Annotated in this window: 34 protein-coding genes; 28 read left to right on the forward strand and 6 right to left on the reverse strand. The window is 46.4% G+C overall.

Features of this window, described 5'->3' with window-relative positions:
* Positions 1-506 precede the first annotated feature (506 nt).
* The gene (locus tag H3V12_RS01880; RefSeq protein WP_198212408.1) at positions 507-1,289 is read left to right on the forward strand and encodes a DUF2497 domain-containing protein; all 783 of its coding nucleotides are present in this window, start codon (positions 507-509) and stop codon (positions 1,287-1,289) included.
* Between the two features lie 326 nt (positions 1,290-1,615).
* On the forward strand, positions 1,616-4,339 hold the full coding sequence (locus H3V12_RS01885; protein WP_198212416.1) for a valine--tRNA ligase: 2,724 nt from the start codon (positions 1,616-1,618) through the stop codon (positions 4,337-4,339).
* A gap of 66 nt (positions 4,340-4,405) precedes the next feature.
* On the opposite strand, the gene H3V12_RS01890 is transcribed toward H3V12_RS01885, so the two are convergent.
* A complete protein-coding gene (locus tag H3V12_RS01890) occupies positions 4,406-4,651 on the reverse strand; it encodes a hypothetical protein (RefSeq protein ID WP_075868544.1) in 246 nt (81 codons plus the stop codon).
* A 402-nt stretch (positions 4,652-5,053) separates the two neighbouring features.
* On the opposite strand from H3V12_RS01890, the gene H3V12_RS01895 reads away from it, so the two are divergent.
* The gene (locus H3V12_RS01895; protein ID WP_075869813.1) at positions 5,054-5,848 is read left to right on the forward strand and encodes a tetratricopeptide repeat protein; all 795 of its coding nucleotides are present in this window, start codon (positions 5,054-5,056) and stop codon (positions 5,846-5,848) included.
* Positions 5,849-6,513: 665 nt separating this feature from the next.
* On the opposite strand, the gene H3V12_RS01900 is transcribed toward H3V12_RS01895, so the two are convergent.
* From H3V12_RS01900 to xth, 5 genes are all read right to left on the reverse strand, one after another.
* A complete protein-coding gene (locus tag H3V12_RS01900; RefSeq protein WP_083639705.1) occupies positions 6,514-7,260 on the reverse strand; it encodes an amino acid ABC transporter ATP-binding protein in 747 nt (248 codons plus the stop codon).
* Between the two features lie 12 nt (positions 7,261-7,272).
* Positions 7,273-7,986, reverse strand: coding sequence for an amino acid ABC transporter permease (locus tag H3V12_RS01905; protein WP_143238453.1), 714 nt, complete (start codon positions 7,984-7,986; stop codon positions 7,273-7,275).
* Positions 7,987-7,988: 2 nt separating this feature from the next.
* Positions 7,989-8,741 (reverse strand): amino acid ABC transporter permease, encoded by a 753-nt coding sequence (locus tag H3V12_RS01910; RefSeq protein ID WP_198212418.1) that lies wholly within the window; start codon positions 8,739-8,741, stop codon positions 7,989-7,991.
* Positions 8,742-8,871: 130 nt separating this feature from the next.
* The gene (locus H3V12_RS01915) at positions 8,872-9,777 is read right to left on the reverse strand and encodes a transporter substrate-binding domain-containing protein (protein WP_075868533.1); all 906 of its coding nucleotides are present in this window, start codon (positions 9,775-9,777) and stop codon (positions 8,872-8,874) included.
* Positions 9,778-9,924: 147 nt separating this feature from the next.
* Positions 9,925-10,701: an exodeoxyribonuclease III gene (gene xth, locus H3V12_RS01920; RefSeq protein ID WP_198212420.1), complete on the reverse strand. Its 777-nt coding sequence runs from the start codon at positions 10,699-10,701 to the stop codon at positions 9,925-9,927.
* Between the two features lie 1,005 nt (positions 10,702-11,706).
* Here xth and rpsL point away from each other — a divergent pair.
* The 25 genes from rpsL to rplO all read left to right on the forward strand — a co-directional run bounded on the left by rpsL (position 11,707) and on the right by rplO (position 25,613).
* The gene (gene rpsL / locus H3V12_RS01925; protein ID WP_002964366.1) at positions 11,707-12,078 is read left to right on the forward strand and encodes a 30S ribosomal protein S12; all 372 of its coding nucleotides are present in this window, start codon (positions 11,707-11,709) and stop codon (positions 12,076-12,078) included.
* An 18-nt stretch (positions 12,079-12,096) separates the two neighbouring features.
* Complete coding sequence (rpsG, locus tag H3V12_RS01930) at positions 12,097-12,567, forward strand: 30S ribosomal protein S7 (RefSeq protein ID WP_075868529.1); 471 nt, start codon at positions 12,097-12,099, stop codon at positions 12,565-12,567.
* Between the two features lie 30 nt (positions 12,568-12,597).
* Positions 12,598-14,682, forward strand: coding sequence for an elongation factor G (fusA, locus tag H3V12_RS01935; protein ID WP_198212422.1), 2,085 nt, complete (start codon positions 12,598-12,600; stop codon positions 14,680-14,682).
* Between the two features lie 64 nt (positions 14,683-14,746).
* Entirely contained in the window at positions 14,747-15,922 is a 1,176-nt protein-coding gene (tuf, locus tag H3V12_RS01940) for an elongation factor Tu (RefSeq protein WP_078040400.1), read from the forward strand.
* Between the two features lie 66 nt (positions 15,923-15,988).
* A complete protein-coding gene (gene rpsJ / locus H3V12_RS01945; protein ID WP_075870855.1) occupies positions 15,989-16,297 on the forward strand; it encodes a 30S ribosomal protein S10 in 309 nt (102 codons plus the stop codon).
* Positions 16,298-16,324: 27 nt separating this feature from the next.
* Entirely contained in the window at positions 16,325-17,062 is a 738-nt protein-coding gene (gene rplC, locus H3V12_RS01950; protein ID WP_198212424.1) for a 50S ribosomal protein L3, read from the forward strand.
* A 2-nt stretch (positions 17,063-17,064) separates the two neighbouring features.
* Positions 17,065-17,685: a 50S ribosomal protein L4 gene (gene rplD, locus H3V12_RS01955; protein ID WP_075870479.1), complete on the forward strand. Its 621-nt coding sequence runs from the start codon at positions 17,065-17,067 to the stop codon at positions 17,683-17,685.
* Complete coding sequence (locus H3V12_RS01960) at positions 17,682-17,975, forward strand: 50S ribosomal protein L23 (protein WP_075870480.1); 294 nt, start codon at positions 17,682-17,684, stop codon at positions 17,973-17,975. The genes rplD and H3V12_RS01960 overlap by 4 nt, the downstream gene beginning before the upstream one ends.
* Before the next feature lie 20 nt (positions 17,976-17,995).
* Positions 17,996-18,829, forward strand: coding sequence for a 50S ribosomal protein L2 (gene rplB, locus H3V12_RS01965; RefSeq protein WP_075870481.1), 834 nt, complete (start codon positions 17,996-17,998; stop codon positions 18,827-18,829).
* Positions 18,830-18,844: 15 nt separating this feature from the next.
* Positions 18,845-19,123 carry a 30S ribosomal protein S19 gene (gene rpsS, locus H3V12_RS01970; RefSeq protein ID WP_075870482.1) on the forward strand — a complete coding sequence of 93 codons (279 nt, stop codon included), beginning with the start codon at positions 18,845-18,847 and terminating at the stop codon, positions 19,121-19,123.
* A gap of 2 nt (positions 19,124-19,125) precedes the next feature.
* Positions 19,126-19,515 (forward strand): 50S ribosomal protein L22, encoded by a 390-nt coding sequence (gene rplV / locus H3V12_RS01975; protein ID WP_075870483.1) that lies wholly within the window; start codon positions 19,126-19,128, stop codon positions 19,513-19,515.
* Entirely contained in the window at positions 19,515-20,225 is a 711-nt protein-coding gene (rpsC, locus tag H3V12_RS01980) for a 30S ribosomal protein S3 (protein ID WP_198212426.1), read from the forward strand. The genes rplV and rpsC overlap by 1 nt, the downstream gene beginning before the upstream one ends.
* A gap of 39 nt (positions 20,226-20,264) precedes the next feature.
* The gene (gene rplP / locus H3V12_RS01985; RefSeq protein WP_075870485.1) at positions 20,265-20,678 is read left to right on the forward strand and encodes a 50S ribosomal protein L16; all 414 of its coding nucleotides are present in this window, start codon (positions 20,265-20,267) and stop codon (positions 20,676-20,678) included.
* A 12-nt stretch (positions 20,679-20,690) separates the two neighbouring features.
* Complete coding sequence (gene rpmC, locus H3V12_RS01990) at positions 20,691-20,891, forward strand: 50S ribosomal protein L29 (RefSeq protein ID WP_075870486.1); 201 nt, start codon at positions 20,691-20,693, stop codon at positions 20,889-20,891.
* 12 nt (positions 20,892-20,903) lie between these two features.
* Positions 20,904-21,143: a 30S ribosomal protein S17 gene (gene rpsQ / locus H3V12_RS01995; RefSeq protein ID WP_075914587.1), complete on the forward strand. Its 240-nt coding sequence runs from the start codon at positions 20,904-20,906 to the stop codon at positions 21,141-21,143.
* A gap of 144 nt (positions 21,144-21,287) precedes the next feature.
* The gene (gene rplN / locus H3V12_RS02000; protein ID WP_008039971.1) at positions 21,288-21,656 is read left to right on the forward strand and encodes a 50S ribosomal protein L14; all 369 of its coding nucleotides are present in this window, start codon (positions 21,288-21,290) and stop codon (positions 21,654-21,656) included.
* 12 nt (positions 21,657-21,668) lie between these two features.
* Positions 21,669-21,983 (forward strand): 50S ribosomal protein L24, encoded by a 315-nt coding sequence (gene rplX / locus H3V12_RS02005; protein WP_077992523.1) that lies wholly within the window; start codon positions 21,669-21,671, stop codon positions 21,981-21,983.
* Positions 21,976-22,533 (forward strand): 50S ribosomal protein L5, encoded by a 558-nt coding sequence (gene rplE, locus H3V12_RS02010; RefSeq protein ID WP_075870489.1) that lies wholly within the window; start codon positions 21,976-21,978, stop codon positions 22,531-22,533. Before rplX ends, rplE begins: the two co-directional genes overlap by 8 nt.
* Positions 22,534-22,557: 24 nt before the next feature.
* Complete coding sequence (rpsN, locus tag H3V12_RS02015; RefSeq protein ID WP_075870490.1) at positions 22,558-22,863, forward strand: 30S ribosomal protein S14; 306 nt, start codon at positions 22,558-22,560, stop codon at positions 22,861-22,863.
* Between the two features lie 14 nt (positions 22,864-22,877).
* Positions 22,878-23,276 carry a 30S ribosomal protein S8 gene (gene rpsH / locus H3V12_RS02020; RefSeq protein WP_075870491.1) on the forward strand — a complete coding sequence of 133 codons (399 nt, stop codon included), beginning with the start codon at positions 22,878-22,880 and terminating at the stop codon, positions 23,274-23,276.
* A 37-nt stretch (positions 23,277-23,313) separates the two neighbouring features.
* Positions 23,314-23,847 (forward strand): 50S ribosomal protein L6, encoded by a 534-nt coding sequence (gene rplF / locus H3V12_RS02025; RefSeq protein WP_198212428.1) that lies wholly within the window; start codon positions 23,314-23,316, stop codon positions 23,845-23,847.
* 12 nt (positions 23,848-23,859) lie between these two features.
* Positions 23,860-24,222 carry a 50S ribosomal protein L18 gene (rplR, locus tag H3V12_RS02030; RefSeq protein WP_198212431.1) on the forward strand — a complete coding sequence of 121 codons (363 nt, stop codon included), beginning with the start codon at positions 23,860-23,862 and terminating at the stop codon, positions 24,220-24,222.
* 102 nt (positions 24,223-24,324) lie between these two features.
* A complete protein-coding gene (gene rpsE, locus H3V12_RS02035) occupies positions 24,325-24,885 on the forward strand; it encodes a 30S ribosomal protein S5 (protein ID WP_075870856.1) in 561 nt (186 codons plus the stop codon).
* Between the two features lie 33 nt (positions 24,886-24,918).
* Positions 24,919-25,125 (forward strand): 50S ribosomal protein L30, encoded by a 207-nt coding sequence (rpmD, locus tag H3V12_RS02040; RefSeq protein ID WP_075870494.1) that lies wholly within the window; start codon positions 24,919-24,921, stop codon positions 25,123-25,125.
* Between the two features lie 20 nt (positions 25,126-25,145).
* Positions 25,146-25,613 carry a 50S ribosomal protein L15 gene (rplO, locus tag H3V12_RS02045; protein WP_198212433.1) on the forward strand — a complete coding sequence of 156 codons (468 nt, stop codon included), beginning with the start codon at positions 25,146-25,148 and terminating at the stop codon, positions 25,611-25,613.
* Positions 25,614-25,818: the final 205 nt, after the last annotated feature.

A 25,818-nucleotide genomic window follows, 5' to 3' on the forward strand; every position in this document is an offset into this window, starting at 1 on the left:
TTACCAACAATCAAAGTAGCCAATTCTGTAAAAATCCCACGATGACTGACTTACATTTCCGGTCATTGTTCGATTTTTAAAATTGTCATTTATTCGGCATTTATTAGCTTGATTAAAGCTAACCGGATTTTACAGTAATGAACGTGATTTATCCGATGCAACAGCTAATCCGGGAAAGAGCAAATTATCTATCCGATGAAAACTGTTTGAGAAGGCTGAACAATTTATCGCTAAACGATTGAGATAGATAGAGTACTGCAATTTTCCATCTATGTTTCAAATTGCCCATTGAATTGCCTAATAACTTGTTTTCCGAAGGATACCGGCCTTGTCTGGATGAACGTATCGCGGGTATAACAAGGGTATCAACCTAGCGTAGGTTGAAAAAGAAGAGAAAGCTGTGCGTAGTGTACCGGAAATTTTGCTCAATGATTTTAGCAAGCTGGATGATTTGCTAAGTTTGGCCTACGATTCTGGTTGCTAGTTGGAGTATGAGGTTTAAGAGTATGGCACAAAGTTCAAACGCGGCTAAGGAACCGACAACAGACGAGATACTCGCATCAATACGCGAGATCATCGAGGAAAATACAGGACACGTCACTCCGCGTGTGGCCGCGAAAAACCAAAGTGAAATTCGCTCTGGAGCTCATATTGATTCCGCCCCCGCGACAGCGCAAATGAGACCGGAGGCGAATACAGATTCTTTGAACGTTGATGATGCCATGAAAGCTTTGGCTGCCCGCATCGGTTTGAGCGAGCAGGCTAACCGGAACGAGTTCGATAGCAATGCGGGACAGCCGGTCAATAACAATATGAAAGCCGTTGCCGATAGCACAACGCAACCGGTTATGACCGACGTTCCGGCCGGACAACAAGAGAGGGTAGAGTTCGAAACAGCTCGTCCGGTAGAGGAGGCGACAGGCACGTTCCAGAATACGTTGTCTCCGAATACTTTATCACAGGATTCTTTGTCTCAAGATGCTTCGCCTCGGGATTCGTCTATGACCGGCGTCTATCAACCGGCTGGAAGTGGAGACTTTTCTGCTCGTGAGGAAGTTGAAAACGCCCCCGAAAGAGAACCGCAACCGGTGACTCAGGGTGAAGAAATTTATGCCGACATGCAGTTCAGCCCGAAATTTTGGGAAAGTGTCGACTCTTTGGCCGAACAGGCATTGCGGCCGGTACTTGTGAAATGGCTGCAAAAACGTTGGCCTTTTCTTGTGGAAAAGATTTTGCGCGAAGAAATAACCACTGCGTTTGAAAAGAATTTTCCCTCCGATCGTGGATAATATACCGGCGAATTAGTCTTCGTGACGAATAATCGGCGCTCTTTTGCTATTTACGGGTTTACCGGTTTTCCGGTTAACGAGGTTGCGTTCAAATGCGTTTGATGCAGGGGGGCGTCAACGCTTAACGGTCAAAGCAATTGAAATCGTCGAAAATGCGTAAAGTCCATATTAAATCAAGAAATTTTATCGATTCATTCTATTATTTTTTGAAACCTGTTACGAAGTCGGTTAAAACCGGTTGAAAATGTGTGTTCAAACGGAAGCCGGATATCTTTTGCACAACAGCAACGAGATCGCCCGTTTACCGGTGGAAATTGGAAAAGAGAATGTTAGACAAAACTTATGATGCCGGCTCGACCGAGCCCCGTATAGAAAAGCAATGGGAAGACAATGGTGTCTTCAAGGCTGGCGCAGGGTCCAAGCCCGGTGCCGAGGCTTTCAGCATTGTCATTCCGCCGCCCAATGTCACCGGCTCGTTACACATGGGGCATGCGCTTAATAATACCATTCAGGACATCATGGTTCGCTTCGAGCGTATGAGGGGCAAAAATGTTTTATGGCAACCGGGAATGGATCATGCCGGCATTGCCACCCAAATGGTTGTCGAACGGCAACTCGCGCAAAGAAAAGAACCGACACGCCAAGAAATGGGACGTGAAAAGTTTGTCGAACGTGTTTGGCAATGGCGCGAAGAATCGGGTGGCAAAATCGCTCACCAATTGCGGCGTCTGGGCGCCTCTTGTGACTGGTCGCGCGAGCGCTTCACTATGGACGAAGGATTGTCGCGCGCAGTTCTTGAAGTTTTTGTTACTCTATATAAAGAAGGGTTGATTTACAAAGATAAGCGCCTTGTCAATTGGGATCCGAAACTGTTGACAGCCATTTCCGATCTTGAGGTCGAGCAGAAGGAAATAAAGGGGCATCTTTGGCATTTCCGCTATCCTTTGGAAGGCAAAGTCTTCAATCCGGATGACCCAAGTACCTTCATTGTTGTGGCAACAACACGGCCCGAGACTATGCTTGGTGATACCGGTATTGCAGTCAATCCGAAAGACAAAAGATATCAGGCACTCATCGGCCACCATGCAATATTGCCGTTTGTCGGACGTAAAATTGAAATTGTTGGTGACGATTACGCTGACCCCGAGGCAGGCACAGGTGCGGTTAAAATCACACCGGCGCATGACTTCAACGACTTCGAGGTCGGTCGTCGTCATAATCTGAGAATCATCAATATCATGACAGAAAATGCGAAAATTTTTCTGCGTGACAACGAGGATTTTTTAAAAGATCTGGAACAGACAGACGAGCTCAAGAAACTTGTTGAAATATTCGACCAGATGGATCGCTTTGCGGCACGGGAAAAAATAGTCGAGATGATGGAAGAGGGCGGCTATCTTGCTGGCGTGGAAGATCATACGCATATGGTTCCTCATGGCGACCGTGGTGGTGTACCGATTGAACCGTTGTTGACCGACCAATGGTATGTCAACGCGGCAAAACTAGCAAAACCGGCCATTGATGCCGTTAAAAACGGCAAAACGACGATTATTCCCAAAAACTGGGAAAAAACCTATTTCAACTGGATGGAAAATATCGAACCTTGGTGCATTTCCCGCCAATTATGGTGGGGGCATCAAATTCCCGCCTGGTACGGGCCTGATGGCAAGGTATTCGTCGAAAAATCGGCGGAAGAAGCACAGAAGGCTGCTGACGCACATTATGGAAAGTCTGTTGAACTGCGGAGAGATGAGGATGTGCTCGACACGTGGTTTTCTTCGGCCTTATGGCCATTCTCGACGCTAGGTTGGCCGGATAAGACAAAAGAACTGGAAATCTATTACCCGACCAGCGTTGTGGTAACAGGTTTTGATATTCTATTTTTCTGGGTTGCCCGTATGATGATGATGGGGCTGCACTTCATGCATGATGTGCCGTTCCACAACATTTATATGCATGCGCTGGTTCGTGATAAGCACGGCGCTAAAATGTCGAAATCGAAGGGCAATGTGATTGATCCCCTCGACCTCATGGACGAATATGGTGCAGATGCTTTGCGCTTTACGCTGGCTATAATGGCGGCGCAGGGACGCGATGTAAAACTCGATCCCGCGCGTATTGCCGGATATCGTAATTTCGGAACGAAACTATGGAATGCCACGCGTTTTGCTGAAATGAATGGCGTTGCCTATGATCCGTCATTCAAACCGGAATCGGTCAAACTCTCGCTTAACCGCTGGATTTTGACTGAACTTTCGAAAACAGTTGAAGCAGTCACCTCCGGAATCGAAACTTACAAGTTCAACGAAGCAGCGGCGGCTGTCTATCGTTTTATTTGGAATACGCTTTGCGACTGGTATCTCGAACTGTTGAAGCCGATTTTTCAGGGCGAAGATGAAAGTGACAAGAAAGAAGCACAGGCCTGCGTCGCCTGGGTTCTTGAACAGGTCTATAAAATTCTCCATCCCTTCATGCCTTATATGACGGAGGAATTATGGAGATTGACGGCAACGGATCAGCATAAAAGAGACACTATGTTGGCACTGGCAAGTTGGCCGGATATCAATTTCCGTGATGAAAAGGCAGCCGAAGATATCAATTGGCTCATTGATGTTGTGAGCGGAATCCGTTCTGCCCGTGCAGAGATGAATGTTCCGGCGGGAGCAATGGCACCATTGGTTATTGTTGAGGCTGGCAAGCAAACAAAAGAACGCGTCGAACGTCATGAGGCAGCAATTAAGCGCCTTGCCCGTATTGAAAGCATTGAATTCGCTAACAAGGTTCCTGAAGCGTCGGCCCAGATTATTCTTGGCGAGGCAACCTTCTGCATGCCATTAGGTAAATTGATCGATTTTGATGCCGAGCGCGCAAGGCTTGAAAAAGAGATGGGTAAAATTGATCTTGATATCGAAAAGGTTGAAAAGAAGCTCAATAATCCGAAGTTTGTAGAAAATGCCAAGCCGGAAATCGTCGAAGCCGAACGCGAACGGTTAAGCGAACTTGAAGCAGCTAAGGAAAAACTTGTTGTTGCCATGAAGCGCTTGGGTTGATTTCACAACAACTTTAAAAAAACGAAAACCGCCCTGACATCCGTTAAAGGGCGGTTTTCTTTACCTTTAACCGTTTCCGCTTCCATTGCCTGTTGATGAAGCATAATTTTTTCGCATGGCAGGAGCTGGCTCGGGGATATCGGCAGGATTTAATGTTCGCCATTGGCGTTCTCCGTTATCGCCAAGATACCAGTAACCAGTGGAAGCTGAATGTTCATCCGTTGCTGCGATTTCCGGCTTTTTCGTAACAGAACAACCCGATACAATAGCCGCGCAAAGAGCGAACACTATAATACTCGTTTTACTCATCATTGTTTCGACTCATTAAAATCAGTTTCAATTTGGAAAATCAGTTTCAATTTGGAAAATCAGTTTCAAGTTGGCAAATAACGTTGAAGTTGGCAAATCAGTTTCATGTTGGCCATGTTTGTTCAAAAAAACAATCAAGCTTTATAATTATCAAGTTTTAACGGCTTTATAACTTATTCTACATAATTGCGATCCTGATGCAATTTTAAATGAAATAATGCGTTGCATCGAGTTAACCATAGCAAGGTGATTTTTACGTGTTGCTTTGAAGCAACACCTTTATGATAGTTGATATGCTAATAATACCAGCAAAGTTGGTGCCTCATTCCCACCACAAAGAAAGAGCATTTTAGCAAGCATTGATAGCATTCGTGTATGAAGACGGGCGAGATAGGAAAAGTTCATATGAACAGGTGCAAAGAAGGTTGGTTGGCCAGTGTGACTGCGCTCACATTGGGAATCTGTCTTTCCACAGCATCTGCTTTGGATGTGAACCACACAAAAAGCGAGTCCGACAGTCCGTTCGAGTTTTTTAAAAGCGGCATTTCAGCCTATAAAAATGGCGATAAAGGTCAGGCTGTCAAGGCGTTGAAATATGCCGCCGATATGGGGCATCCGGGTGCCAATTGGAAGCTTGCCCGTATGTATGCGGATGGAGATGGTGTTGCAGAAAACGACTACGCCGCTTACAAGTTTTACGTTCGCATTGTTCAGGAAGGTGCCGATCCCGGTTCGGAAGATGAAAGCTATCTCTCGGATGCACTTGTTGAAATAGCCGACTATCTCGTAACCGGAATTCCGAATTCGCCCGTTAAACAGGATATGCCTCAAGCGCGTAGCCTTTATTTGCAGGCAGCAACCAATTTCGGCAACCCCGAAGCCCAATATCGGTTGGGTAAAATGCTGCTGAATGGTGATGGCGGTGAAAAGAATCCTGTTCAAGCTGCACGCTGGTTCCAACTTTCGGCGAGAAAAGGTAACCCGGCCGCACAAGCAATGCTGGGAAACATGCTTTTTCAAGCGGGCAAGACGGTGCGTGGACTTGCAATGATGACCGCCGCGTATGAAAAAGCCGGGCCACATGATCAAATATGGATAAGACAGTTGCAAGAGCGTGCTTTTGCTGTTTCCGGTGAAGCCGATCGTCGCACGGCTATTTCGCTTGCAAGCGACATTGTCAGAAATGACAACGGTTTCTGATTAAAAATTTGTTCTCAATTTTATCGATTTCCCATTAGCCAATTCGTTTAAAAAGTATGGTTTCCGGCGTCGGGATAAACTCAAGAAATCCGAATTAAAGCAGTCCTGCCAATTCCGATTTCCGTCCTTAAAGTTGCCTGATACCGATGAACTTACTCCGCGGATAGTCTGGCGGTTTTGCTAAACCCCGTGTTAATAGCACTCATTGTTCTCCCGACATCTCTTTTGCTGGTGTTATATTGCACGACCTCTTAACGCTTTTTCATTCGATAAAAAGCGTTGGTTTATTGCGGTTCTTAAAAATCTGACATGAAAAGGAAAACAACGTGACGGATGTTTCAATAACTGTCCTTTAAACCGGATATCGGAATTTACCTGGTTAACTTGCCTAATTCTAGAAGTTGAGAGGGAATGGCAATCCTATTGATGTTGCCTCTGTGGTCGGAGCAAAGCGCTAGAAACTTATCTCATTAAAAGGACCACAATTCGGCTTTTGAAAATGCCAATCCTATGTAGGTGAAAAACACGTTCTTGAAAAAGCGCAATAAAAGACGGAATCCCGACTTATGTGCAAACAACCCGATATAGAATTGTTAAAGCCGGAAAGGTTTAGCAGGTGCTTAAACCTTATCCGGCATTCTAAGAATTATATTTGGTTAAAACGATCAATGGCTCAGGATTTTCGATAAAAAATCGCGGGCGCGTGGGGTTCTTGATTCCGGAGAAGCAAAAAACTCTTCGGAAGTACAATCTTCCAATATTGTTCCGGCATCCATGAAAATGACTCTATCGGAAACTTTATGGGCAAATCCCATTTCATGGGTTACGCAGATCATGGTCATACCGTCCTGCGCAAGTCCCACCATGACATCAAGAACTTCTCCGACCATTTCAGGGTCAAGGGCTGATGTCGGTTCGTCGAACAGCATAACAACCGGATCCATTGTCAAAGCGCGCGCAATGGCAACCCGCTGTTGTTGACCACCCGAAAGTTGCCCCGGATATTTATCCTTATGGTCGATCAGACCAACGCGTTTGAGATATTTAAGTCCGCTTTCAATGGCATCTTTTTTTGAGCGGTGAAGAACCTTGGTTTGGGCAATCGTCAAATTTTCCATCACCGATAAATGCGGAAAAAGCTCGAAATGTTGGAAAACCATTCCGACACGGCTTCTCAGTTTTGGCAAATTGGTTTTAGGCGAATGAACGGGAACACCATCAACCCAGATTTGCCCTTCCTGAAATGGTTCGAGTGCGTTGATTGTTTTAATAAAGGTCGATTTTCCCGAACCGGAAGGGCCACAAACAACGACAACCTCACCCTTGCTAATATTGGTAGAGCAATTTTTCAAAACGTTGAATTTTCCGTACCATTTTGAAACGTTTTTTACTTCAATCATGTGTTCGGGCATGAAACTTTCCTATCAGCGAATAATGGCAACTTTCTTCTGCAGGTACATAACGGCCTGAGAAAGAGTAAAACAGATAACAAAATAGAACACAGCAGCAAGAATATATGCTTCTTGTTTGACACCGAAGTTATTAGCCACAATGTCAAAACCTTTGAGGAGATCATTACCGCTAATGGCATAGACAAGCGAAGTATCCTGAAACAGAATGATAACCTGTGTAAGAAGTACGGGAAGCATATTACGCAATGCCTGCGGCAATATAACAATCAGCATGGATTGCCAGTAAGTCATGCCGAGAGCCTCGCTTGCAAACTTCTGACCTTGTGGAATTGAACGAATTCCCGCGCGCATAATTTCCGCAAAATAGGCTGCCTCGAATGCGGTAAATGTAATGAATGCAGAATTGTTCGCCCCTATTGAATGACCGGTTACAAAGGGAAGCAAAACGAAGAACCACAAAATCACCATGACGAGCGGGATTGCCCGCATTGCGGTGACGTAAAAAGTGGCAATCCATGACAGCGGCTTTATTGAGGATAGGCGCATCATTGCCAATAGTGTTCCGAAAATCAGCCCTAGTATCGTTGCTACAATAGTGAGAACAACACTAAAAATAAGACCGGACAAAATATAGGTTTTGAACACATCGAAAGTGAAGAAGGAAAAATCCATCCACGAAAAATCGAAGGTCAGGTAATAGGAGAGGGTGGAGCCGAGATGGGACATAATTATCTCCCCTCCGTCTGGAAACCGGGAATCTTGACCGTTCTTTCAATGATTGTCATGACAATGAAGATAACGAGAGAAATGATGACATATAGGACAGTGACGACCATATAGTTTTCATAAACATGGCTTACTTCTTCAATGGCCTGAAATTGGAATTGCATCAATTCATGAATCGAGACAGCGAATGCGACTGCCGAATTTTTTACAATCCCCATCGATTCCGATATGAGTGGTGGCAGAATTGTTCGCATCGCGCGCGGCAAGATGACATAGCGGTAAGTTTGAGACGTGCTGAATCCCATCGCCATGGCGGCATAACGTTGCCCTGTCGGAATCGATTCAATGCCCGAACGAACCTGTTCGGCAATACGAGCGGATGTGAAAAATCCCAATGCACAGATGATGAGAATCATTGGCGGGAAACCCATTGCCGGAGGATAAATCTTCGGTACGACAAAATACCATAGAAATATTTGAACCAACAACGGGATGTTACGTGTTATTTCCACCCATATCCGTGCAATTATTCGTAAAACCCGGTTCAATATAGAGGTTTTAGGCAAAGTTCTCATTGTGCCGATAATTACGCCGACAATGATGGCCAAAATCAAACTTGAAACGGAAAGTAGCGCGGTATTGAGAAATGCATTGACCAAAGTGTCAAGATAGGTGTGGCTCAAACCGGCTTTGCCAAAACACCCCGCAACATGGGTGTGATCGATATCATCCATACAGAGGAATGAAAAATCCATTGTAGACTATTCCCGAAAACTTACACAAAGCACTCATACATAAAAATTTGGATGAACAAAACCATGATATCCAATTGTCAAAATGGCTGCCTGCAAGTTCCCATGCAAGCAGCCTTTCAGCATGATTTTATTATTTGTTTTCCTGATAGTCTTCCATCGGTTTGTTGTTCGGGTGTTCCCATGCATATTTGGTTGTATCCGAAAGTGGCAATCCGACAACTGTATTTGAAGGAGGTACCGGTTGCATGAACCACTTATTGTAGAGCACTTCAAGTGAACCATCCTTGACCTGACGGACAATGCTGTCGTCGATGGCCTGCTCCAGATTTTTGTCATCCAGACGTAACATGCATGCTATCGGTTCAACGGAAAGAACATCGTTCAAAATTACGTAGTCTGACGGGTTCTTCGATTTTGAAATATTTCCGGCAAGAATCGATCTATCCATAACAAATGCGTCGGCTCTTCCGGATTCAAGAAGAAGAAAGCTGTCGCCATGGTCTTTTCCATTTACTTCTTTAAAATCAATGTTCTGCGCACGTTTATTTTTCCTGATAAGTTGAACGGACGTCGTTCCTGTCGTCGTTGCAACAGTTTTGCCGTTAAGATCGGCAATCGACTTTATCCCTGAATTTTTCTTTGTTGCAATGCGCACTTCCTCGACATAAGTCGTATAGGCAAAAGCCGCTTCTTTTCCTCTTGCAGCATTATTGGTTGTTGAACCACATTCAAAATCATAAGTTCCATTTTGCAAAAGCGGGATGCGGTTTTGCGAAGTAATAGGCAAATAATTGATCTTTATCGGTTTTCCGATTTTTTTGGAAATATCATCGACAATGCGTTCAGCCATTTCGGTATGAAATCCGACATATTTGCCATTTCCTAAAGCGTAAGCCAAACCTGAAGATTCACGCACACCCAATGTAACAGAGCCGGTGTCTTTAATCTTTTCGAGAGTGTCTTTTTGCTGACCCATTGCTGTTCCGGTCAATCCCAAGATTGCCAAAGCGGCAAAAGCCATGAGAGCCTTTTTCATGAATGTTCTCCTTATTCATTTAATTCCGCAATAAAATTGCAGTTAGCGATAAGTTTAACACATTTTTTTTCATGAATATAATTTTTCTGTGTTTTTAAACGGATTCTTTATAGTTTCACTTCGCTGAAAGCGAACGCAGAATGAATATCAGCGCAAATTAATAACAACCGGCACATGATCCGACGGTTTTTCCCAGCTACGGACAACACTTTGGACAGAACTGTTTTCCAACTTGTCTGCTGCCTCGGGTGAAATAAGAAAATGGTCGATTCTTATGCCATCGTTTTTCTGCCATGCTCCGGACTTGAAGTCCCAAAAGCTATAATTCGGTTCATCGGACGTGGTGCGGATAGCATCATAAAACCCGAGATTTTTTATTTTCCAGAGTGCTTGTCGAGTTTGGGGAAGATAAAGCGCATCTCCCACCCATTCATCAGGATTTTTCGCGTCGAAATCCGATGAAATGACATTATAATCGCCGGCAAATATCAACGGCTCTTCCAAGGCAAGAAGAGAACAGGCATGTTGAAAGAAACGCTCATACCACCGAAGCTTATAAGGATATTTGTCACTATCAACCGGATTGCCGTTCGGTATATAAAGTGATGCAACGCGGATGACCCCTGTCTTGGTCGAATAAACAGCTTCAATATAACGCGCCTGTTCGTCGCTATCATCTCCGGGAAGACCGCGTATGACTTCATCCGGATTGGTTTTTGAAAGTAGCGCAACGCCGTTGAACCCTTTTTGACCATGCGCGTCAATATGGTAGCCAAGCGCTTCAATCTCGGCATGCGGGAAGGTTGTGTCAATCGTTTTTGTTTCTTGTAAGCAGACAATATCGGGTTCACACCATTTCAGCCACTTTATCAGCGTTTCATGTCTGGCCCTGATGCCTGCTACATTCCATGTTGCTATCTTCATGGATTGTACTTTAATCAATGTTTGCTTAAAGCTTCAAGCATTTGTTTGTTATTGATCGGTGTTTCTTGTTTTTAAAGCTTAAGCGCAGCGAAATCGGAATAGGGCTTTCTTTAGTCGAATGCGTTTTTTAAACTGCACTATTTGAATGGTTCAAAACCCGCTAACTGCCTTCCGTTTAGAATCTCGTCAAACCATTAAGAGGGATGTTCCGGTTTCGTGTGGCGCACATGATCAGCAGAGGTGGGGAGTTCTTGGCTTCTCGTTGTTTGGGACACTTCAATGTTTCATTGGCATTATTAATCTCATGATGGAATAACATAACTAACAGTTTGAATTCTGGATATTGACCTGCTGCAAATAAAACCACTTTGATCTCTATTATTAAAACCGCTTTGATCTCTATTATAGTGTAGGCTCCTCTACCATGCGAGGGCGTGAAAGCCTCAGCAGATTTTCGTGAATTGTTGGATCATTGTCTCAAGACGATTCTGTTTTTCTTGGATTGATTCTTGAACGAAGCCCATCAAGTCCCAAATCAATCGCAAAAAGTGCAAGAATTTAACGTTTGAGAAGCTTACTGGTAAAACCGGCCTTATAAAATAGGTTCGAGCATAGAATGTTTTTATCCTAAACTGTGTTCGGTTTGCCTTATCGCCGCCAATTTCGCAATTTCATTGCTTTTCTTGGGCGATAGGGCTTGACGCAACGGTAGTTTATCGTTAATAAACCGCCATCGGAGCCGATGTGAGGTTAGCTACATTTTCGAAACGACACGTTTTGGAGTTCGCCTCAAACAGGGTTCGTTTTACGGTTTTGAAACGCAAATGCCGGATGCATGAGACTGAAAAAGTCTCCTCTGCTTATAGTCGGGTGATCTGCACGATAGCGGTGAAGCCCGGTTTTTTGTGCATGTGTTTACTGTTGTTACCAGGTGACTGGTAGCTGAATAAAGTGAAGCGGCCCAGATTGGGCGAGACAAAAAGAGATTGAAAAGAGGAAGGTTGAATGCCTACCGTAAACCAGTTGATCCGCAAGCCGCGTACAGCGCCGGTCAAGCGTAATAAGGTTCCTGCCCTTCAGGCAAACCCGCAAAAGCGTGGTGTGTGCACGCGCGTTTATACAACGACACCGAAGAAACCTAATTCGGCTCTCCGTAAGGTTGCCAAGGTTCGTTTGACCAATGGTTTTGAAGTTATTGGTTATATTCCGGGTGAAGGTCATAACCTTCAGGAACACTCCGTTGTCATGATTCGTGGCGGACGTGTTAAGGATTTGCCGGGTGTTCGTTATCACATCATTCGTGGTGTGCTCGATACACAAGGTGTCAAGAATCGTAAGCAGCGCCGTTCAAAATACGGTGCCAAACGTCCTAAATAAGTTTGAGAGACGAAGCCAATGTCCCGTCGCCATAGAGCAGAAAAACGTGAGATTAATCCAGATCCTAAGTTCGGCGATCTTGTGATTACAAAGTTTATGAATGCCATCATGTTTGATGGTAAGAAGTCAGTTGCAGAACGCATCGTTTATGGTGCGCTTGATGCAGTTGGAGATAAAGCAAAAACAGAACCGGTTGCTCTGTTTCATCAAGCACTAGAGAATGTTGCTCCGCATGTTGAGGTTCGTTCTCGTCGTGTTGGTGGTGCAACTTATCAGGTTCCTGTTGATGTGCGTCCAGATCGTCGTCAGGCATTGGCCATTCGTTGGCTTATTGCTGCAGCACGTAACCGTAACGAAACAACTATGGTTGATCGTTTGTCGGGTGAATTGATGGATGCTGCGAATAATCGTGGTTCGGCTGTCAAGAAACGCGAAGATACGCACCGTATGGCTGAAGCCAACCGCGCCTTCTCGCATTATCGTTGGTAAGAGAACTCTTTTTAATCGAAAGCAAAAAATATGGCTCGCGAGTATAAAATCGAAGATTATCGCAATTTTGGTATTATGGCGCATATTGATGCCGGTAAGACCACAATGACCGAGCGTATTCTTTACTATACCGGTAAGAATCATAAAATCGGCGAAACGCATGATGGCGCTTCTACGATGGATTGGATGGAGCAGGAACAGGAACGTGGTATTACCATTACTTCCGCTGCAACAACCACCTTCTGGAAAGGTCGTAACGGCGAAAAATGCCGGTTTAATATTATTGACACTCCAGGACACGTCGATTTCACAATTGAAGTAGAACGTTCATTACGCGTTCTTGATGGTGCTATTGCACTTCTTGATGCTAATGCTGGTGTTGAGCCGCAAACAGAGACTGTTTGGCGTCAGGCAGAAAAATATCACGTACCGAGGATGGTTTTTGTCAACAAGATGGACAAGATCGGCGCTGATTTTTATCGCAGCGTTGAAATGGTTGGTTCACGTCTTGGAGCGAAAGCACTTGTTCTTCAGTTGCCTATTGGTGCGGAGAATGATTTCGAAGGCGTTATTGATCTTATTGATATGAAGGCCCTTACTTGGGACGGTTCGATTGGCGGTCATACAATGACCAGTGAAATTCCCGCCGATATGAAGGATAAAGCTGAAGAATATCGCGAGAAACTGGTTGAGTCTGCTGTTGAAGTTGATGAAGCAGCTACCGAAGCTTATCTTGAAGGCAAAATGCCTACCAATGACGAGCTTATCGCTCTTATCCGCAAGGGTACCTGTGAGGTTTTGTTTCATCCTGTTCTTTGCGGCTCGGCTTTTAAAAACAAAGGTGTTCAGCCGTTGTTGGATGCTGTTGTTTCCTATCTTCCTTCTCCGGTTGATGTTCCTGCTATTCAGGGCGTTGATGTCAAGACAGGTGAAGAGACGACACGTGAATCTTCCGATGCAGCTCCGCTTTCGATGCTGGCCTTCAAGATTATGAACGACCCGTTCGTTGGTTCGTTGACTTTCTGCCGTATCTATTCAGGCGAGCTTCATAAAGGTGTTTCGCTTGAAAACACAGTAAAAGGCAAGAAAGAACGTATCGGTCGTATGCTGCTGATGCATTCGAATGCACGTACAGATATTGATGAAGCTTTTGCTGGTGATATTGTTGCCTTGGCAGGTTTGAAAGAAACCACGACTGGCGACACACTTTGCGATCCGCTCCATCCGGTCATTCTGGAACGTATGGAATTTCCTGATCCGGTTATTGAAATTGCTATTGAGCCGAAAACCAAGGCCGATCAGGAAAAGATGGGTATTGCTCTTAATCGTTTGGCAGCGGAAGATCCGTCATTCCGTGTTAAATCGGATGAAGAATCCGGTCAGACAATCATTGCCGGTATGGGTGAGCTTCATCTGGACATTATCGTTGATCGTATGCGTCGTGAATTCAAGGTTGAAGCCAATGTTGGACAGCCGCAGGTTGCTTATCGCGAGACGATAACGAAGCCGGCTGAAATTGATTACACACATAAGAAGCAATCCGGTGGTTCGGGTCAGTTCGCTCGTGTCAAGATTCTTTTCGAACCTTATGACGGCGAAGGCTTGTTGTTTGAATCGAAGATTGTTGGTGGTTCTGTTCCGAAGGAATACATTCCGGGTGTTCAGAAGGGGCTTGAGAGCGTTATGGGGTCAGGTCCTCTTGCGGGCTTCCCGATGCAAGGTGTTAAAGCAACCTTGCTTGACGGTGCCTACCATGATGTTGACTCTTCCGTATTGGCCTTCGAAATTGCAGCCCGTGCTGCTTTCCGTGAGGGAGCTCAGAAGGCTGGAGCCCAGCTTCTGGAACCAATCATGAAAGTCGAGGTTGTCACACCGGAAGATTATGTCGGTGATGTTATTGGTGATTTGAATTCCCGTCGCGGGCAGATTTCCGGTACAGAACCGAGAGGTATTGCTACTGTGGTTGATGCCATGGTTCCGCTTGCAAACATGTTCGGCTATGTCAACAGTTTGCGGTCTATGAGCCAGGGGCGTGCCCAATATACAATGCAGTTTGATCATTATGATCCAGTGCCGACGGCAGTGGCTCAAGAAATTCAGAAAAAATTCGCGTAATCAGGCGGTTACGTATTAACTTTCAACTCAGCCCTGAATAGGGCAGGAAATGGAGAGAGCTCAGATGGCAAAGTCCAAATATGAACGTACGAAGCCGCATGTAAACATCGGCACGATTGGTCACGTTGACCATGGTAAAACAACGCTGACAGCAGCGATTACAAAGTATTTTGGCGAGTTCAAGGCATATGACCAGATTGATGCTGCGCCGGAAGAACGCGCTCGTGGTATTACGATTTCTACAGCACACGTAGAATACGAGACAGAGAAGCGTCACTACGCACACGTTGATTGCCCGGGACATGCTGACTATGTCAAGAACATGATCACCGGTGCTGCGCAGATGGATGGTGCTATTCTTGTTGTTTCGGCAGCTGATGGCCCGATGCCTCAAACACGCGAGCACATTCTGCTTGCCCGTCAGGTTGGTGTTCCTGCAATTGTTGTTTTCCTGAACAAAGTTGATCAGGTCGATGACGAAGAGCTTCTCGAGCTCGTTGAACTCGAAGTTCGTGAACTTCTTTCGAAATACGATTTCCCCGGTGACGAGATTCCGATCGTTAAGGGTTCTGCTTTGGCAGCTCTTGAAGGCACCAATAAGGAAATCGGTGAAGATGCTGTTCGTTTGTTGATGCACGAAGTTGATGAATATATCCCGACTCCGAAGCGTCCGATTGATCAGCCTTTCTTGATGCCGATTGAAGATGTGTTCTCGATTTCCGGTCGTGGTACAGTTGTTACCGGTCGTGTTGAACGTGGTGTTGTCAAGGTTGGTGACGAAGTTGAAATCGTTGGTATTCGTCCGACGACGAAGACAACAGTTACCGGCGTTGAAATGTTCCGCAAACTTCTTGATGAAGGTGAAGCAGGCGACAACATCGGTGCACTTCTTCGTGGTATTGAACGTGAAGGTGTTGAACGTGGTCAGGTATTGGCAAAGCCCGGTACAGTTACTCCGCACACCAAGTTCAAGGCGGAAGCTTACATTCTGACAAAGGATGAGGGTGGACGTCACACACCATTTTTCACCAACTATCGTCCTCAGTTCTATTTCCGTACGACAGACGTTACCGGCATTGTAACATTGCCGGAAGGTACAGAGATGGTTATGCCGGGTGATAACGTAACGATGGATGTCACACTGATTGTTCCGGTTGCTATGGAAGAGAAGCTCCGCTTCGCTATCCGTGAAGGTGGCCACACTGTTGGTGCCGGTATCGTTTCTAAAATCATTGAATAATCTAATTTTAATTGTTAAGGAGCGTCTTTGCAAAAAGACGTTCCGGTTGACAGGGATAAAAAGAGTATGAACGGTCAGAACATCCGCATTCGCTTAAAAGCGTTTGATCACCGGATTCTTGACGCATCGACACGTGAGATTGTGTCGACCGCCAAGCGTACTGGCGCCAATATCCGTGGACCGATTCCGCTTCCAACGCGAATCGAGAAGTTCACGGTTAATCGTGGGCCGCACATCGACAAGAAGAGCCGTGAGCAGTTTGAAATGCGTACACATAAGCGTCTTCTTGATATTGTTGATCCGACGCCGCAGACAGTGGACGCGCTTATGAAGCTCGACCTTTCTGCTGGTGTTGATGTCGAGATCAAGCTTTAAGGCTTGGGGACGGAAGGAACGAACCCGATGCGTTCAGGTGTAATAGCACAAAAGCTGGGCATGACCCGCGTCTATAATGATGCCGGAGAACATGTACCTGTTACGGTTCTTCGTTTGGAGAATTGTCAGGTTGTTGCTCAGCGTACAGTTGAGAAGAATGGCTACACAGCTGTTCAGTTAGGCGTAGGGCTTGCAAAGGTGAAAAACACTTCTCAAGCGTTGCGTGGTCATTTTGCAAAAGCTTCGGTTGAGCCGAAAGCTAAAATTGCCGAATTTCGTGTAAGTCCCGACAATCTTTTGGAAGTCGGGGCCGAGATTACTGCGGAGCATTTTGTTCCCGGTCAATTGGTTGACGTCACCGGTACGTCAATTGGTAAAGGTTTCGCCGGCGTTATGAAACGTCATAACTTTGGTGGACATCGTGCGTCGCACGGTAACTCCATTACACACCGTGCCCATGGTTCGACAGGTCAACGTCAGGATCCGGGTAAGGTGTTTAAAGGTAAGAAAATGGCTGGCCATATGGGACAGACACGAATTACAACTTTGAATATCGAAGTTGTTTCAACCGACGCTGATCGCGGGTTGATTTTGGTTCGTGGCGCAGTTCCGGGGTCGAAAGGTGCCTGGATATTGGTGCGGGATGCAATCAAGAAGAGCATTCCTGAAAATGCACCGAAACCGGCCGCCTTGCGTCAGCCAAAGAATGCAAAAACAGATGCTGCTGCCCCCAAGGCGGAAGCCACAGTCGCTGAGGGAGCCTGATAATGGATCTCATCATAACAACTCTTGACGGCAAGGATGCTGGTAAGCTGAAGGTTTCTGAAGATATCTTCGGTTTGGAACCCAGAGAAGACATCCTGCAACGTGTTGTCCGCTGGCAGCTCGCTCGGCGCCAACAAGGTACTCATCAAAGCCAGACACGCGCTGACGTGTCCCGCTCGGGTGCCAAGATGTATAAGCAAAAGGGCACGGGGCGTGCTCGTCACTCTTCTGCTCGCGTTCCACAGTTTCGTGGTGGCGGTAAGGCTCACGGGCCGGTTGTTCGCAGCCACGCTCATGAACTTCCGAAGAAAGTTCGCGCTTTGGGATTGCGTCATGCTTTGTCGGCAAAAGCCAAGTCCAAGGATTTGATTATTGTTGACGAATTGAATGTCAAAGAAGCCAGGACCAATGTTCTTGTCAAAGACTTTGCTAAGCTCGGCTTTTCAGACGCATTGTTAATCGGCGGTGAAGCAATTGATTTGAAATTTTCCCGTGCCGCATCGAACATTCCTAATGTAGATGTTTTGCCGGTTCAGGGGATCAATGTTTATGACATTCTGCGTCGTGGCAAACTTGTTTTGTCCAAGGCAGCTGTCGAAGCCCTTGAGGAGCGGTTCAAATGACAGATCTTCGCCACTATGATGTCGTCGTAAGTCCGGTGATCACCGAAAAGTCGACGATGCTGTCGGAAAACAATCAGGTCGTTTTCAAGGTTACGCCGAAGGCGACCAAATCCGAAATCAAGGAAGCTGTTGAGGCTTTATTCGGTGTCAAAGTTACAGCAGTGAATACAACAACCCGCAAGGGGAAGGTGAAACGTTTTAAAGGCGTTGTCGGTCGACAGAGTGATGTCAAGAAAGCGATCGTGACGCTGGCTGAAGGTCAGTCAATCGACGTTTCGACTGGTCTTTAAGAGGCTCGGAGTTAGGAATAATGGCACTCAAGCACTTTAATCCGACCACGCCAGGGCAGCGTCAGCTTGTCATTGTAGACCGTAGCGGTCTTTACAAAGGCAAACCTGTGAAAGCGCTGACCGAAGGTTTGTCGTCGAAAGGCGGTCGTAATAATCACGGCCGTGTAACTGCCCGCTATCAGGGTGGTGGTCACAAAAGAACATATCGCTTTGTCGACTTCAAGCGTTTGAAGCGGGATATGCCCGCTAAGGTCGAACGTTTGGAATATGATCCCAATCGGACTGCATTCATTGCGCTTATCCGTTATGAAGACGGTCATCTGAGCTACATTCTTGCTCCGCAGCGGTTGGGCGTAGGAGATACGGTTGTTGCCGGCGTAAATGTTGATGTTAAGCCCGGTAATTCGATGCCTTTGGGCAATATGCCGGTTGGCACGATCATTCACAATGTCGAGATGAAGCCGGGAAAAGGCGGGCAGATTGCCCGTTCGGCCGGGACTTATGCACAGCTTGTTGGTCGTGATCAGGGTATGGCTATTCTCCGTTTGAATTCGGGCGAACAGCGTCTGGTTTCAAGTGGTTGCTATGCGACTGTTGGCGCCGTTTCGAATTCCGATCATGGTAACACAAATGACGGTAAAGCCGGTCGCGCCCGTTGGCGTGGTAAGCGGCCACATGTTCGTGGTGTTGCAATGAACCCGGTCGATCACCCACATGGTGGTGGTGAAGGCCGTACATCAGGCGGGCGTCATCCGGTTTCTCCGTGGGGTAAACCTACAAAGGGTAAGCGTACACGTTCGAACAAGGCGACTGATAAATTCATCATGCGCTCACGTCATCAACGCAAGAAATAAGAGAGGTAGTCTGAAGTGGCTCGTTCAGTATGGAAAGGACCGTTTGTTGACGGCTATCTTCTCAAGAAAGCTGAGAAGGTACGTGCCGGCGGTCGTAACGAGGTTATTAAAATGTGGAGCCGCCGCTCCACGATTTTGCCGCAATTTGTTGGCTTGACCTTTGGCGTCTATAACGGAAACAAGCATGTTCCTGTTTCTGTTTCGGAAGAAATGGTCGGACATAAGTTCGGTGAGTTCGCTCCAACCCGCAGCTATTATGGTCACGGTGCGGACAAGAAAGCGAAGAGGAAGTAATAATGGGCAAAGCTAAGGCTCCGCGCCAGCTTAAAGATAATGAAGCAAAGGCTGTAGCTCGCACAATTCGTGTTAGCCCGCAGAAGCTTAATCTTGTAGCGGCAATGATTCGCGGTAAGAAAGTTAATACAGCTCTTGCAGATTTGACTTTTTCTCGTAAACGCATTGCCGATACGGTGAAAAAGACGTTAGAATCTGCGATTGCCAATGCAGAAAACAATCACGATCTGGATGTCGATTCGCTTATCGTAGCGGAAGCTTCAGTTGGTAAATCGATTGTTATGAAGCGGTTTCATGTGCGTGGTCGTGGCCGCGCCAGCAGAATTTTGCGTCCGTTCTCTCATCTTACAATTGTTGTTCGCGAAGTGTCCGATAAAGAGGAGGCCGCATAATGGGTCAGAAGATCAATCCAATCGGGCTTCGTCTCGGTATCAATCGTACATGGGATTCTCGTTGGTATGCTGATACCGGTGAATATGGCCGGTTGTTGCATGAAGATTTAAAAATCCGCAAGTATGTCATGAATGAGTTGAAACAGGCAGCCATTTCGGAAGTTGTTATTGAACGTCCGCATAAGAAGTGCCGTGTAACGATTCATTCAGCTCGTCCTGGTCTTATCATTGGTAAGAAGGGGGCCGACATCGAGAAGTTGCGTCGCAAACTGTCTGAAATGACACATGCTGATACAGCTTTGAACATCGTCGAGGTCCGCAAGCCGGAAGTTGACGCCGAGTTGATTGCACAGTCAATTGCGCAGCAGTTAGAACGTCGTGTTGCTTTCCGTCGCACAATGAAGCGTGCAGTGCAGTCAGCAATGCGTCTTGGTGCTGAAGGTATCCGTATCAACTGTGCCGGTCGTCTTGGTGGTGCTGAAATTGCCCGTATGGAATGGTACCGCGAAGGACGCGTTCCTCTTCATACCTTGCGTGCAGATATTGATTACGGTACGGCCGAAGCCAATACCGCCTATGGTATTTGTGGCGTGAAGGTTTGGGTATTCAAGGGTGAGATTCTTGAACATGACCCGATGGCTTCCGAACGTCGTGCTATTGAAGGCGATAATCAAGGTTCAAACACGAACCGCCGTCGCGAAAACGCCTGATTTTTTAGACGGGCAAAGAAGGATTTGGAGTAGAGAACAATGTTGCAGCCAAAACGCACAAAGTTCCGCAAGCAGTTCAAAGGCCGTATTCACGGTGTTTCGAAGGGTGGTACGGAACTTAATTTTGGTGCCTATGGTCTTAAGGCCATGGAGCCTGAACGTGTTACTGCACGTCAGCTTGAGGCGGCCCGTCGTGCTATCACGCGTCAGATGAAGCGTGCCGGCCGTGTGTGGATCCGCGTTTTTCCGGATGTTCCGGTATCATCGAAGCCTACCGAAGTTCGTATGGGTAAAGGTAAAGGCGCTGTTGAATTTTGGGCAACACGTGTTGCACCGGGACGTATTATGTTTGAACTTGACGGCGTACCCGAAGATGTGGCACGTGAAGCGTTACGGTTGGGTGCATCAAAGCTTCCAATTAAAACACGTTTCGTCCAGCGTATAGCTGAATAAAGGGACTAAGCGATGAAAGCCGCAGAAGTACGGGCTCAGACGCTCGATCAGATGAATGAAGAGTTGGCCAAGCTGAAGAAAGAGCAGTTCAATCTGCGTTTTCAGAAAGCAACCGGTCAGTTGGAAAAAACAGCACGCGTTAAGCAGGTTCGCCGTGATATCGCGCGCATAAAAACAATCGCCCGCCAGAAGGCGGCCGAAAGCAAGGCTTAAGGAAGTTAAGACATGCCTAAACGCATTCTGCAAGGCGTTGTCGTCAGCGACAAGAACGATAAGACTGTTGTAGTCAAGGTAGAGCGGCGCTATTCGCATCCGCTTCTACAGAAGACTGTCAGTCAGTCGAAGAAGTACAAAGCGCATGACGAAAACAACGAATTCAAAGTTGGTGACGAGGTTTTTATTCAAGAATCGAAGCCGATTTCGAAAGATAAACGCTGGGTCGTTGTAAAGAACGGCGCTGCTTAATCAGTCGGATTTTTACATACAGAACGTTGGGTGCTGTTGCGCCCAGCATTTTGTTTTGAAAAAGTCTTAATCATAATTTGACAGGCAAGTCCGAATGTGTCAAATGCACTGCCGGACGTAAACATTTAGAGAAGGCGGCCAGTCATGATTCAGATGCAAACAAACCTCGACGTCGCGGATAATTCCGGCGCCCGTCGTGTCATGTGCATCAAGGTGCTGGGCGGCTCGAAACGGAAATATGCTTCCGTTGGCGACATTATTGTTGTCTCGGTTAAAGAAGCTATTCCTCGTGGCCGCGTAAAAAAAGGTGATGTGATGAAAGCCGTGGTAGTTCGTACTGCCAAGGATATTCGTCGCGCTGACGGTAGTGTTATTCGTTTCGACAAGAACGCTGCTGTTTTGGTTGATAATAAGAAAGAGCCGATCGGTACTCGTATCTTCGGACCGGTTCCCCGTGAACTTCGCGGTAAGAATCATATGAAGATTATTTCGCTCGCGCCAGAAGTGCTATAGGGAGCCGTTGCGATGAATAAAATTCGTAAAGGCGACAAAGTCGTCATCCTGTCCGGTAAGGACAAAGGGCGTAACGGTGAAGTAATCAAGGTTAATCCTGAGGAAAATACTGCAATCGTTCGCGGTATCAATATGGTCAAGCGCCATCAGCGTCAGACCCAAACTCAGGAAGCTGGTATTATTTCGAAAGAAGCTCCACTTCATATTTCAAAATTGGCCATTGCCGATCCCAAGGATGGAAAACCAACCCGTGTCGGTTTTCGTATTGAAGAGGGTGGCAAGAAGGTTCGCGTTGCCAAACGTTCGGGAGATCTGATCGATGGCTGATAAGATTCAAGAGCCGCGTTTGAAAACGCAATATATCAAAGTAGTTCGCAAGGCGCTGCAGGATAAGTTTCATTACGAAAACAATATGCAGGTTCCTTACGTTGACAAGGTTGTTCTCAATATGGGTGTGGGAGAGGCAACAGCCGATTCCAAGAAGCCTGCAAGAGCAGCCGAGGATTTGACCCTTATTGCAGGGCAGAAAGCAATTGTAACACACGCACGTAATTCTGTTGCGACATTTAAAGTTCGTGAGGGAATGCCACTTGGTGCAAAAGTTACATTGCGTAGAGACCGTATGTATGAATTTCTTGATCGCCTGGTAACGATTGCTTTGCCACGCGTTCGCGATTTTCGTGGTCTTAATCCTAAAAGTTTTGACGGTCGTGGCAATTTTGCCATGGGTATCAAAGAACACATTGTGTTCCCGGAAATTAACTACGATCAAGTAGATCAGATCTGGGGTATGGATATCATCGTTTGTACGACGGCGAAAACGGATGATGAAGCACGTGAATTGTTGCGTGGTTTCAATTTTCCGTTCCGTGCGTAACGGCAAGCGTAGCGAGGTAAAATTATGGCCAAAACAAGTGCCGTTGAGAAGAACAAGCATCGCCGTGCGATGACCAAACAGTATGCAGCACGTCGTGCGCGTCTGAAAGCAATTATTATGGACCAGAAAGTGTCGCTTGAAGAGCGTTTTCGTGCGTCCATTCAGCTTGCCGAGTTGCCTCGTAACTCTGCAAGGGTTCGTATTCGCAATCGTTGCGAAGTTACCGGTCGTCCGCGTGGCTATTATCGTAAATTGAAAATGTCGCGTATTGCATTGCGTGATCTTGGTTCGTTCGGTCATATTCCGGGCGTTGTGAAATCAAGCTGGTAAGAGGAGTTTCGTAAATGTCTATGTCAGATCCTCTTGGAGATATGCTTACACGCATTCGCAATGCTTTGGGACGTAAGAAATCGAAGGTTTCGACACCTGCATCGAGATTGCGTGCTCGTGTTCTCGATGTTCTTCAAACTGAAGGCTATATACGCGGATACAGTCAAATCGATTTCGAGAACGGTAAGTCCGAGCTTGAAATTGAGTTGAAATATTTTGATGGTGCACCGGTGATTCGCGAGATTTCTCGTGTTTCCAAGCCTGGTCGTCGCGTTTATGTTTCAGTGAAGTCTATTCCACAAGTTGCTAATGGTCTCGGTATCTCGATCCTTTCGACACCGAAAGGTGTTATGGCTGATCATGAGGCTCGGGAGCAGAATGTTGGTGGGGAGCTTCTTTGCCGCATCTTCTGATGGATGTCGGAAAAAGCTAGAAAGATAGGTTATAACAATGTCACGTATTGGAAAAAAACCGATTCATGTCCCGGCTGGCATCACTGCTTCAGTTGACGGGCAATCGATCAAGGTTAAGGGACCGAAAGGTGAGTTGAGTTTTGTCGCGGATGATGAAATTCATCTCAAGTTGGAAGATAATGTGGTGCATGTGACACCACGTGATCAGACCAAGGAAGCACGTTCTAAGTGGGGCATGTCCCGTTCAATGATTGAAAACATCATTGAAGGTGTGAAGGGCGGCTTCCAGAAGAAGCTGGAAATTAACGGCGTTGGCTATCGTGCAGCAATGCATGGTAAAAATGTTCAACTTTCTTTGGGCTTTAGCCATGATGTCATCTATCAGGTGCCCGAAGGTATTACAGTTGCTGTTCCCAAGCCTACAGAAATTCTGGTTTCCGGAATTGATAAGCAGAAGGTCGGTCAGGTAGCTGCCGAAATTCGCGAGTATCGCGGACCAGAACCTTATAAAGGTAAGGGTGTTAAATATGCGGACGAGCGAATCGTGCGCAAAGAAGGCAAGAAGAAATAAGGAACTTGCGTTATGGCTTCGCCTAAAGAAATACTTCAGCGCCGCGCACAGCGCGTTCGCCGTCAGGTAAAAGCGGTCGCTAACGGCCGTATGAGATTGAGTGTTCATCGCTCGAATATGAATATTTATGTTCAGATCATCGACGATCTGCACAGTCGGACCGTTGCATCTGCATCAACATTGGATAAAGAACTCCGTTCGTCAATTAAAGGCGGTGCCAATGTCAAGGCAGCAAGTGCGGTCGGCAAGCTTATTGCCGAACGTGCAAAAGCTGCTGGTGTAAAAGAGGTTGTGTTTGATCGTGGTGCTTATATTTATCATGGTCGCATCAAGGCTCTTGCCGATGCAGCTCGCGAAGGCGGTTTGAACTTCTAAATTGATTGCCCGGAGCTTCCGGGCGCTTCGCCGAGGAATTCCTCTCTTTCAAGGGGAATTCTTTTTTGATACGTGCTTCCGGAAAAGAAAAAGGAATTAGGAATGGCACAAAAAGAACGTAATAATCGTGATGAGCGTCATGAAGAACGTGACAGCGAGTTCGTTGATCGTCTCGTACACATCAATCGCGTCGCCAAGGTTGTGAAGGGTGGTCGTCGTTTCGGCTTTGCTGCTCTTGTTGTTGTCGGTGACCAGAAGGGGCGTGTCGGCTTCGGACATGGTAAGGCTAGAGAAGTACCTGAAGCGATCCGCAAAGCTACTGAAGCTGCAAAACATGAAATGATTTATGTGCCGCTTCGTTCGGGACGTACACTCCATCATGATGTCGAGGGGCGCCATGGTGCTGGCCGTGTGTTGTTGAGATCGGCTGCTGCTGGTACCGGTATTATTGCTGGTGGTCCTATGCGTGCTGTTTTCGAGACGCTCGGTATGCAGGATGTTGTCGCGAAATCTCTCGGGTCTTCAAATCCTTACAACATGATTCGCGCAACTTTCGATGCGTTGAAACGTCAGGTCCATCCGAAAGATATTGCCGCCCAACGTGGAATTAAATATTCGACTCTGCAGGCTCGTCGGCAGAATATCATCGGCAACGAAGAATAGTTCGTGGAACTTGCGATATAGAGGAATTAGAAAATGGTTGGGAAAAAAACCCATAGTGGCAAGAAGGTCACTGTTGAGCAAATCGGCAGTCCAATTCGTCGTCCGCAAGTTCAGCGTGCTACGTTGAAAGGGCTTGGACTTAACAAAATGCATCGCCGCAGCACATTGAATGATACACCAGCAGTGCGTGGTATGATTGCAAAAGTAGAGCATCTCGTCCGTATTGTGGATGAAGGCTGAGGATTGTAGGAGTAAAGAACATGAAACTCAATCAACTGCGCGATCAAGAAGGCGCTACAAAGAATCGTAAAAGAGTAGGGCGCGGTATCGGTTCCGGCATGGGAAAGACAGCTGGTCGCGGTGTTAAAGGTCAGAAAGCGCGTTCGGGCGTTGCTATTAACGGTTTTGAAGGTGGACAGATGCCGGTTTATCGGCGCTTGCCAAAACGCGGCTTCAATAATCTTTTTGCCAAGAGCTTCAATGAAGTTTCTGTTGGACGTGTTCAGACGGCGATTGATGCAGGAAAACTTGATGCCTCAAAGACTGTTGATAGTGCGGCTTTGAAAGCTGCCGGCGTTATCCGCCGCGAAAAAGACGGTTTTCGTCTTTTGTCGGATGGTGAATTGAAGGCAAAAGTTACCTTTGATGTTGCCGGTGCCTCTAAAGCAGCTATCGAGAAAGTAACAAAGGTCGGCGGCGTTGTTAACGTTCGCGCTGTTGCTGAATAAATTATTTTCTTGAGAAAAATTCGGTCCGGTGTGATGTGAATAGCATTCATTCCGGGCTTTTTTTATGCGGAATTTATTATTGCAAAAACTATTTTTATCAGGCAAAACGGCTTTGAGTTAAAATAGGTTTAACTAACATTGTTTCTCTTTGCGTTTTTTTGCGTAGAGAGTTAAAGCATGTGTTAATTTTCGTGGTTCAACACCA

The sequence above is a fragment of the Bartonella sp. W8167 genome (genome assembly GCF_016100335.1).
Lineage (GTDB): Bacteria > Pseudomonadota > Alphaproteobacteria > Rhizobiales > Rhizobiaceae > Bartonella > Bartonella apis.

Bases quoted from the DNA above. Each gene is read 5' to 3' on its own strand.
- rplO (WP_198212433.1), top strand. From the start codon at position 25,146: ATGAAACTCAATCAACTGCGCGATCAAGAAGGCGCTACAAAGAATCGT.
- rpsN (WP_075870490.1), top strand. From the start codon at position 22,558: ATGGCCAAAACAAGTGCCGTTGAGAAGAACAAGCATCGCCGTGCGATG.
- rpsJ (WP_075870855.1), top strand. From the start codon at position 15,989: ATGAACGGTCAGAACATCCGCATTCGCTTAAAAGCGTTTGATCACCGG.
- rplV (WP_075870483.1), top strand. From the start codon at position 19,126: ATGGGCAAAGCTAAGGCTCCGCGCCAGCTTAAAGATAATGAAGCAAAG.
- rplP (WP_075870485.1), top strand. From the start codon at position 20,265: ATGTTGCAGCCAAAACGCACAAAGTTCCGCAAGCAGTTCAAAGGCCGT.
- rplX (WP_077992523.1), top strand. From the start codon at position 21,669: ATGAATAAAATTCGTAAAGGCGACAAAGTCGTCATCCTGTCCGGTAAG.
- H3V12_RS01900 (WP_083639705.1), bottom strand. From the start codon at position 7,260: ATGCCCGAACACATGATTGAAGTAAAAAACGTTTCAAAATGGTACGGA.
- fusA (WP_198212422.1), top strand. From the start codon at position 12,598: ATGGCTCGCGAGTATAAAATCGAAGATTATCGCAATTTTGGTATTATG.
- rpmD (WP_075870494.1), top strand. From the start codon at position 24,919: ATGGTTGGGAAAAAAACCCATAGTGGCAAGAAGGTCACTGTTGAGCAA.
- rpsC (WP_198212426.1), top strand. From the start codon at position 19,515: ATGGGTCAGAAGATCAATCCAATCGGGCTTCGTCTCGGTATCAATCGT.
- rpsE (WP_075870856.1), top strand. From the start codon at position 24,325: ATGGCACAAAAAGAACGTAATAATCGTGATGAGCGTCATGAAGAACGT.
- rpsL (WP_002964366.1), top strand. From the start codon at position 11,707: ATGCCTACCGTAAACCAGTTGATCCGCAAGCCGCGTACAGCGCCGGTC.
- rplE (WP_075870489.1), top strand. From the start codon at position 21,976: ATGGCTGATAAGATTCAAGAGCCGCGTTTGAAAACGCAATATATCAAA.
- H3V12_RS01880 (WP_198212408.1), top strand. From the start codon at position 507: ATGGCACAAAGTTCAAACGCGGCTAAGGAACCGACAACAGACGAGATA.
- rplB (WP_075870481.1), top strand. From the start codon at position 17,996: ATGGCACTCAAGCACTTTAATCCGACCACGCCAGGGCAGCGTCAGCTT.
- H3V12_RS01895 (WP_075869813.1), top strand. From the start codon at position 5,054: ATGAACAGGTGCAAAGAAGGTTGGTTGGCCAGTGTGACTGCGCTCACA.
- rplN (WP_008039971.1), top strand. From the start codon at position 21,288: ATGATTCAGATGCAAACAAACCTCGACGTCGCGGATAATTCCGGCGCC.
- rplF (WP_198212428.1), top strand. From the start codon at position 23,314: ATGTCACGTATTGGAAAAAAACCGATTCATGTCCCGGCTGGCATCACT.
- H3V12_RS01890 (WP_075868544.1), bottom strand. From the start codon at position 4,651: ATGATGAGTAAAACGAGTATTATAGTGTTCGCTCTTTGCGCGGCTATT.
- rpsH (WP_075870491.1), top strand. From the start codon at position 22,878: ATGTCTATGTCAGATCCTCTTGGAGATATGCTTACACGCATTCGCAAT.
- rplD (WP_075870479.1), top strand. From the start codon at position 17,065: ATGGATCTCATCATAACAACTCTTGACGGCAAGGATGCTGGTAAGCTG.
- tuf (WP_078040400.1), top strand. From the start codon at position 14,747: ATGGCAAAGTCCAAATATGAACGTACGAAGCCGCATGTAAACATCGGC.
- rpsQ (WP_075914587.1), top strand. From the start codon at position 20,904: ATGCCTAAACGCATTCTGCAAGGCGTTGTCGTCAGCGACAAGAACGAT.
- rplC (WP_198212424.1), top strand. From the start codon at position 16,325: ATGCGTTCAGGTGTAATAGCACAAAAGCTGGGCATGACCCGCGTCTAT.
- rplR (WP_198212431.1), top strand. From the start codon at position 23,860: ATGGCTTCGCCTAAAGAAATACTTCAGCGCCGCGCACAGCGCGTTCGC.
- xth (WP_198212420.1), bottom strand. From the start codon at position 10,701: ATGAAGATAGCAACATGGAATGTAGCAGGCATCAGGGCCAGACATGAA.
- rpmC (WP_075870486.1), top strand. From the start codon at position 20,691: ATGAAAGCCGCAGAAGTACGGGCTCAGACGCTCGATCAGATGAATGAA.
- H3V12_RS01910 (WP_198212418.1), bottom strand. From the start codon at position 8,741: ATGGATTTTTCATTCCTCTGTATGGATGATATCGATCACACCCATGTT.
- H3V12_RS01915 (WP_075868533.1), bottom strand. From the start codon at position 9,777: ATGAAAAAGGCTCTCATGGCTTTTGCCGCTTTGGCAATCTTGGGATTG.
- H3V12_RS01885 (WP_198212416.1), top strand. From the start codon at position 1,616: ATGTTAGACAAAACTTATGATGCCGGCTCGACCGAGCCCCGTATAGAA.
- H3V12_RS01905 (WP_143238453.1), bottom strand. From the start codon at position 7,986: ATGTCCCATCTCGGCTCCACCCTCTCCTATTACCTGACCTTCGATTTT.
- H3V12_RS01960 (WP_075870480.1), top strand. From the start codon at position 17,682: ATGACAGATCTTCGCCACTATGATGTCGTCGTAAGTCCGGTGATCACC.
- rpsG (WP_075868529.1), top strand. From the start codon at position 12,097: ATGTCCCGTCGCCATAGAGCAGAAAAACGTGAGATTAATCCAGATCCT.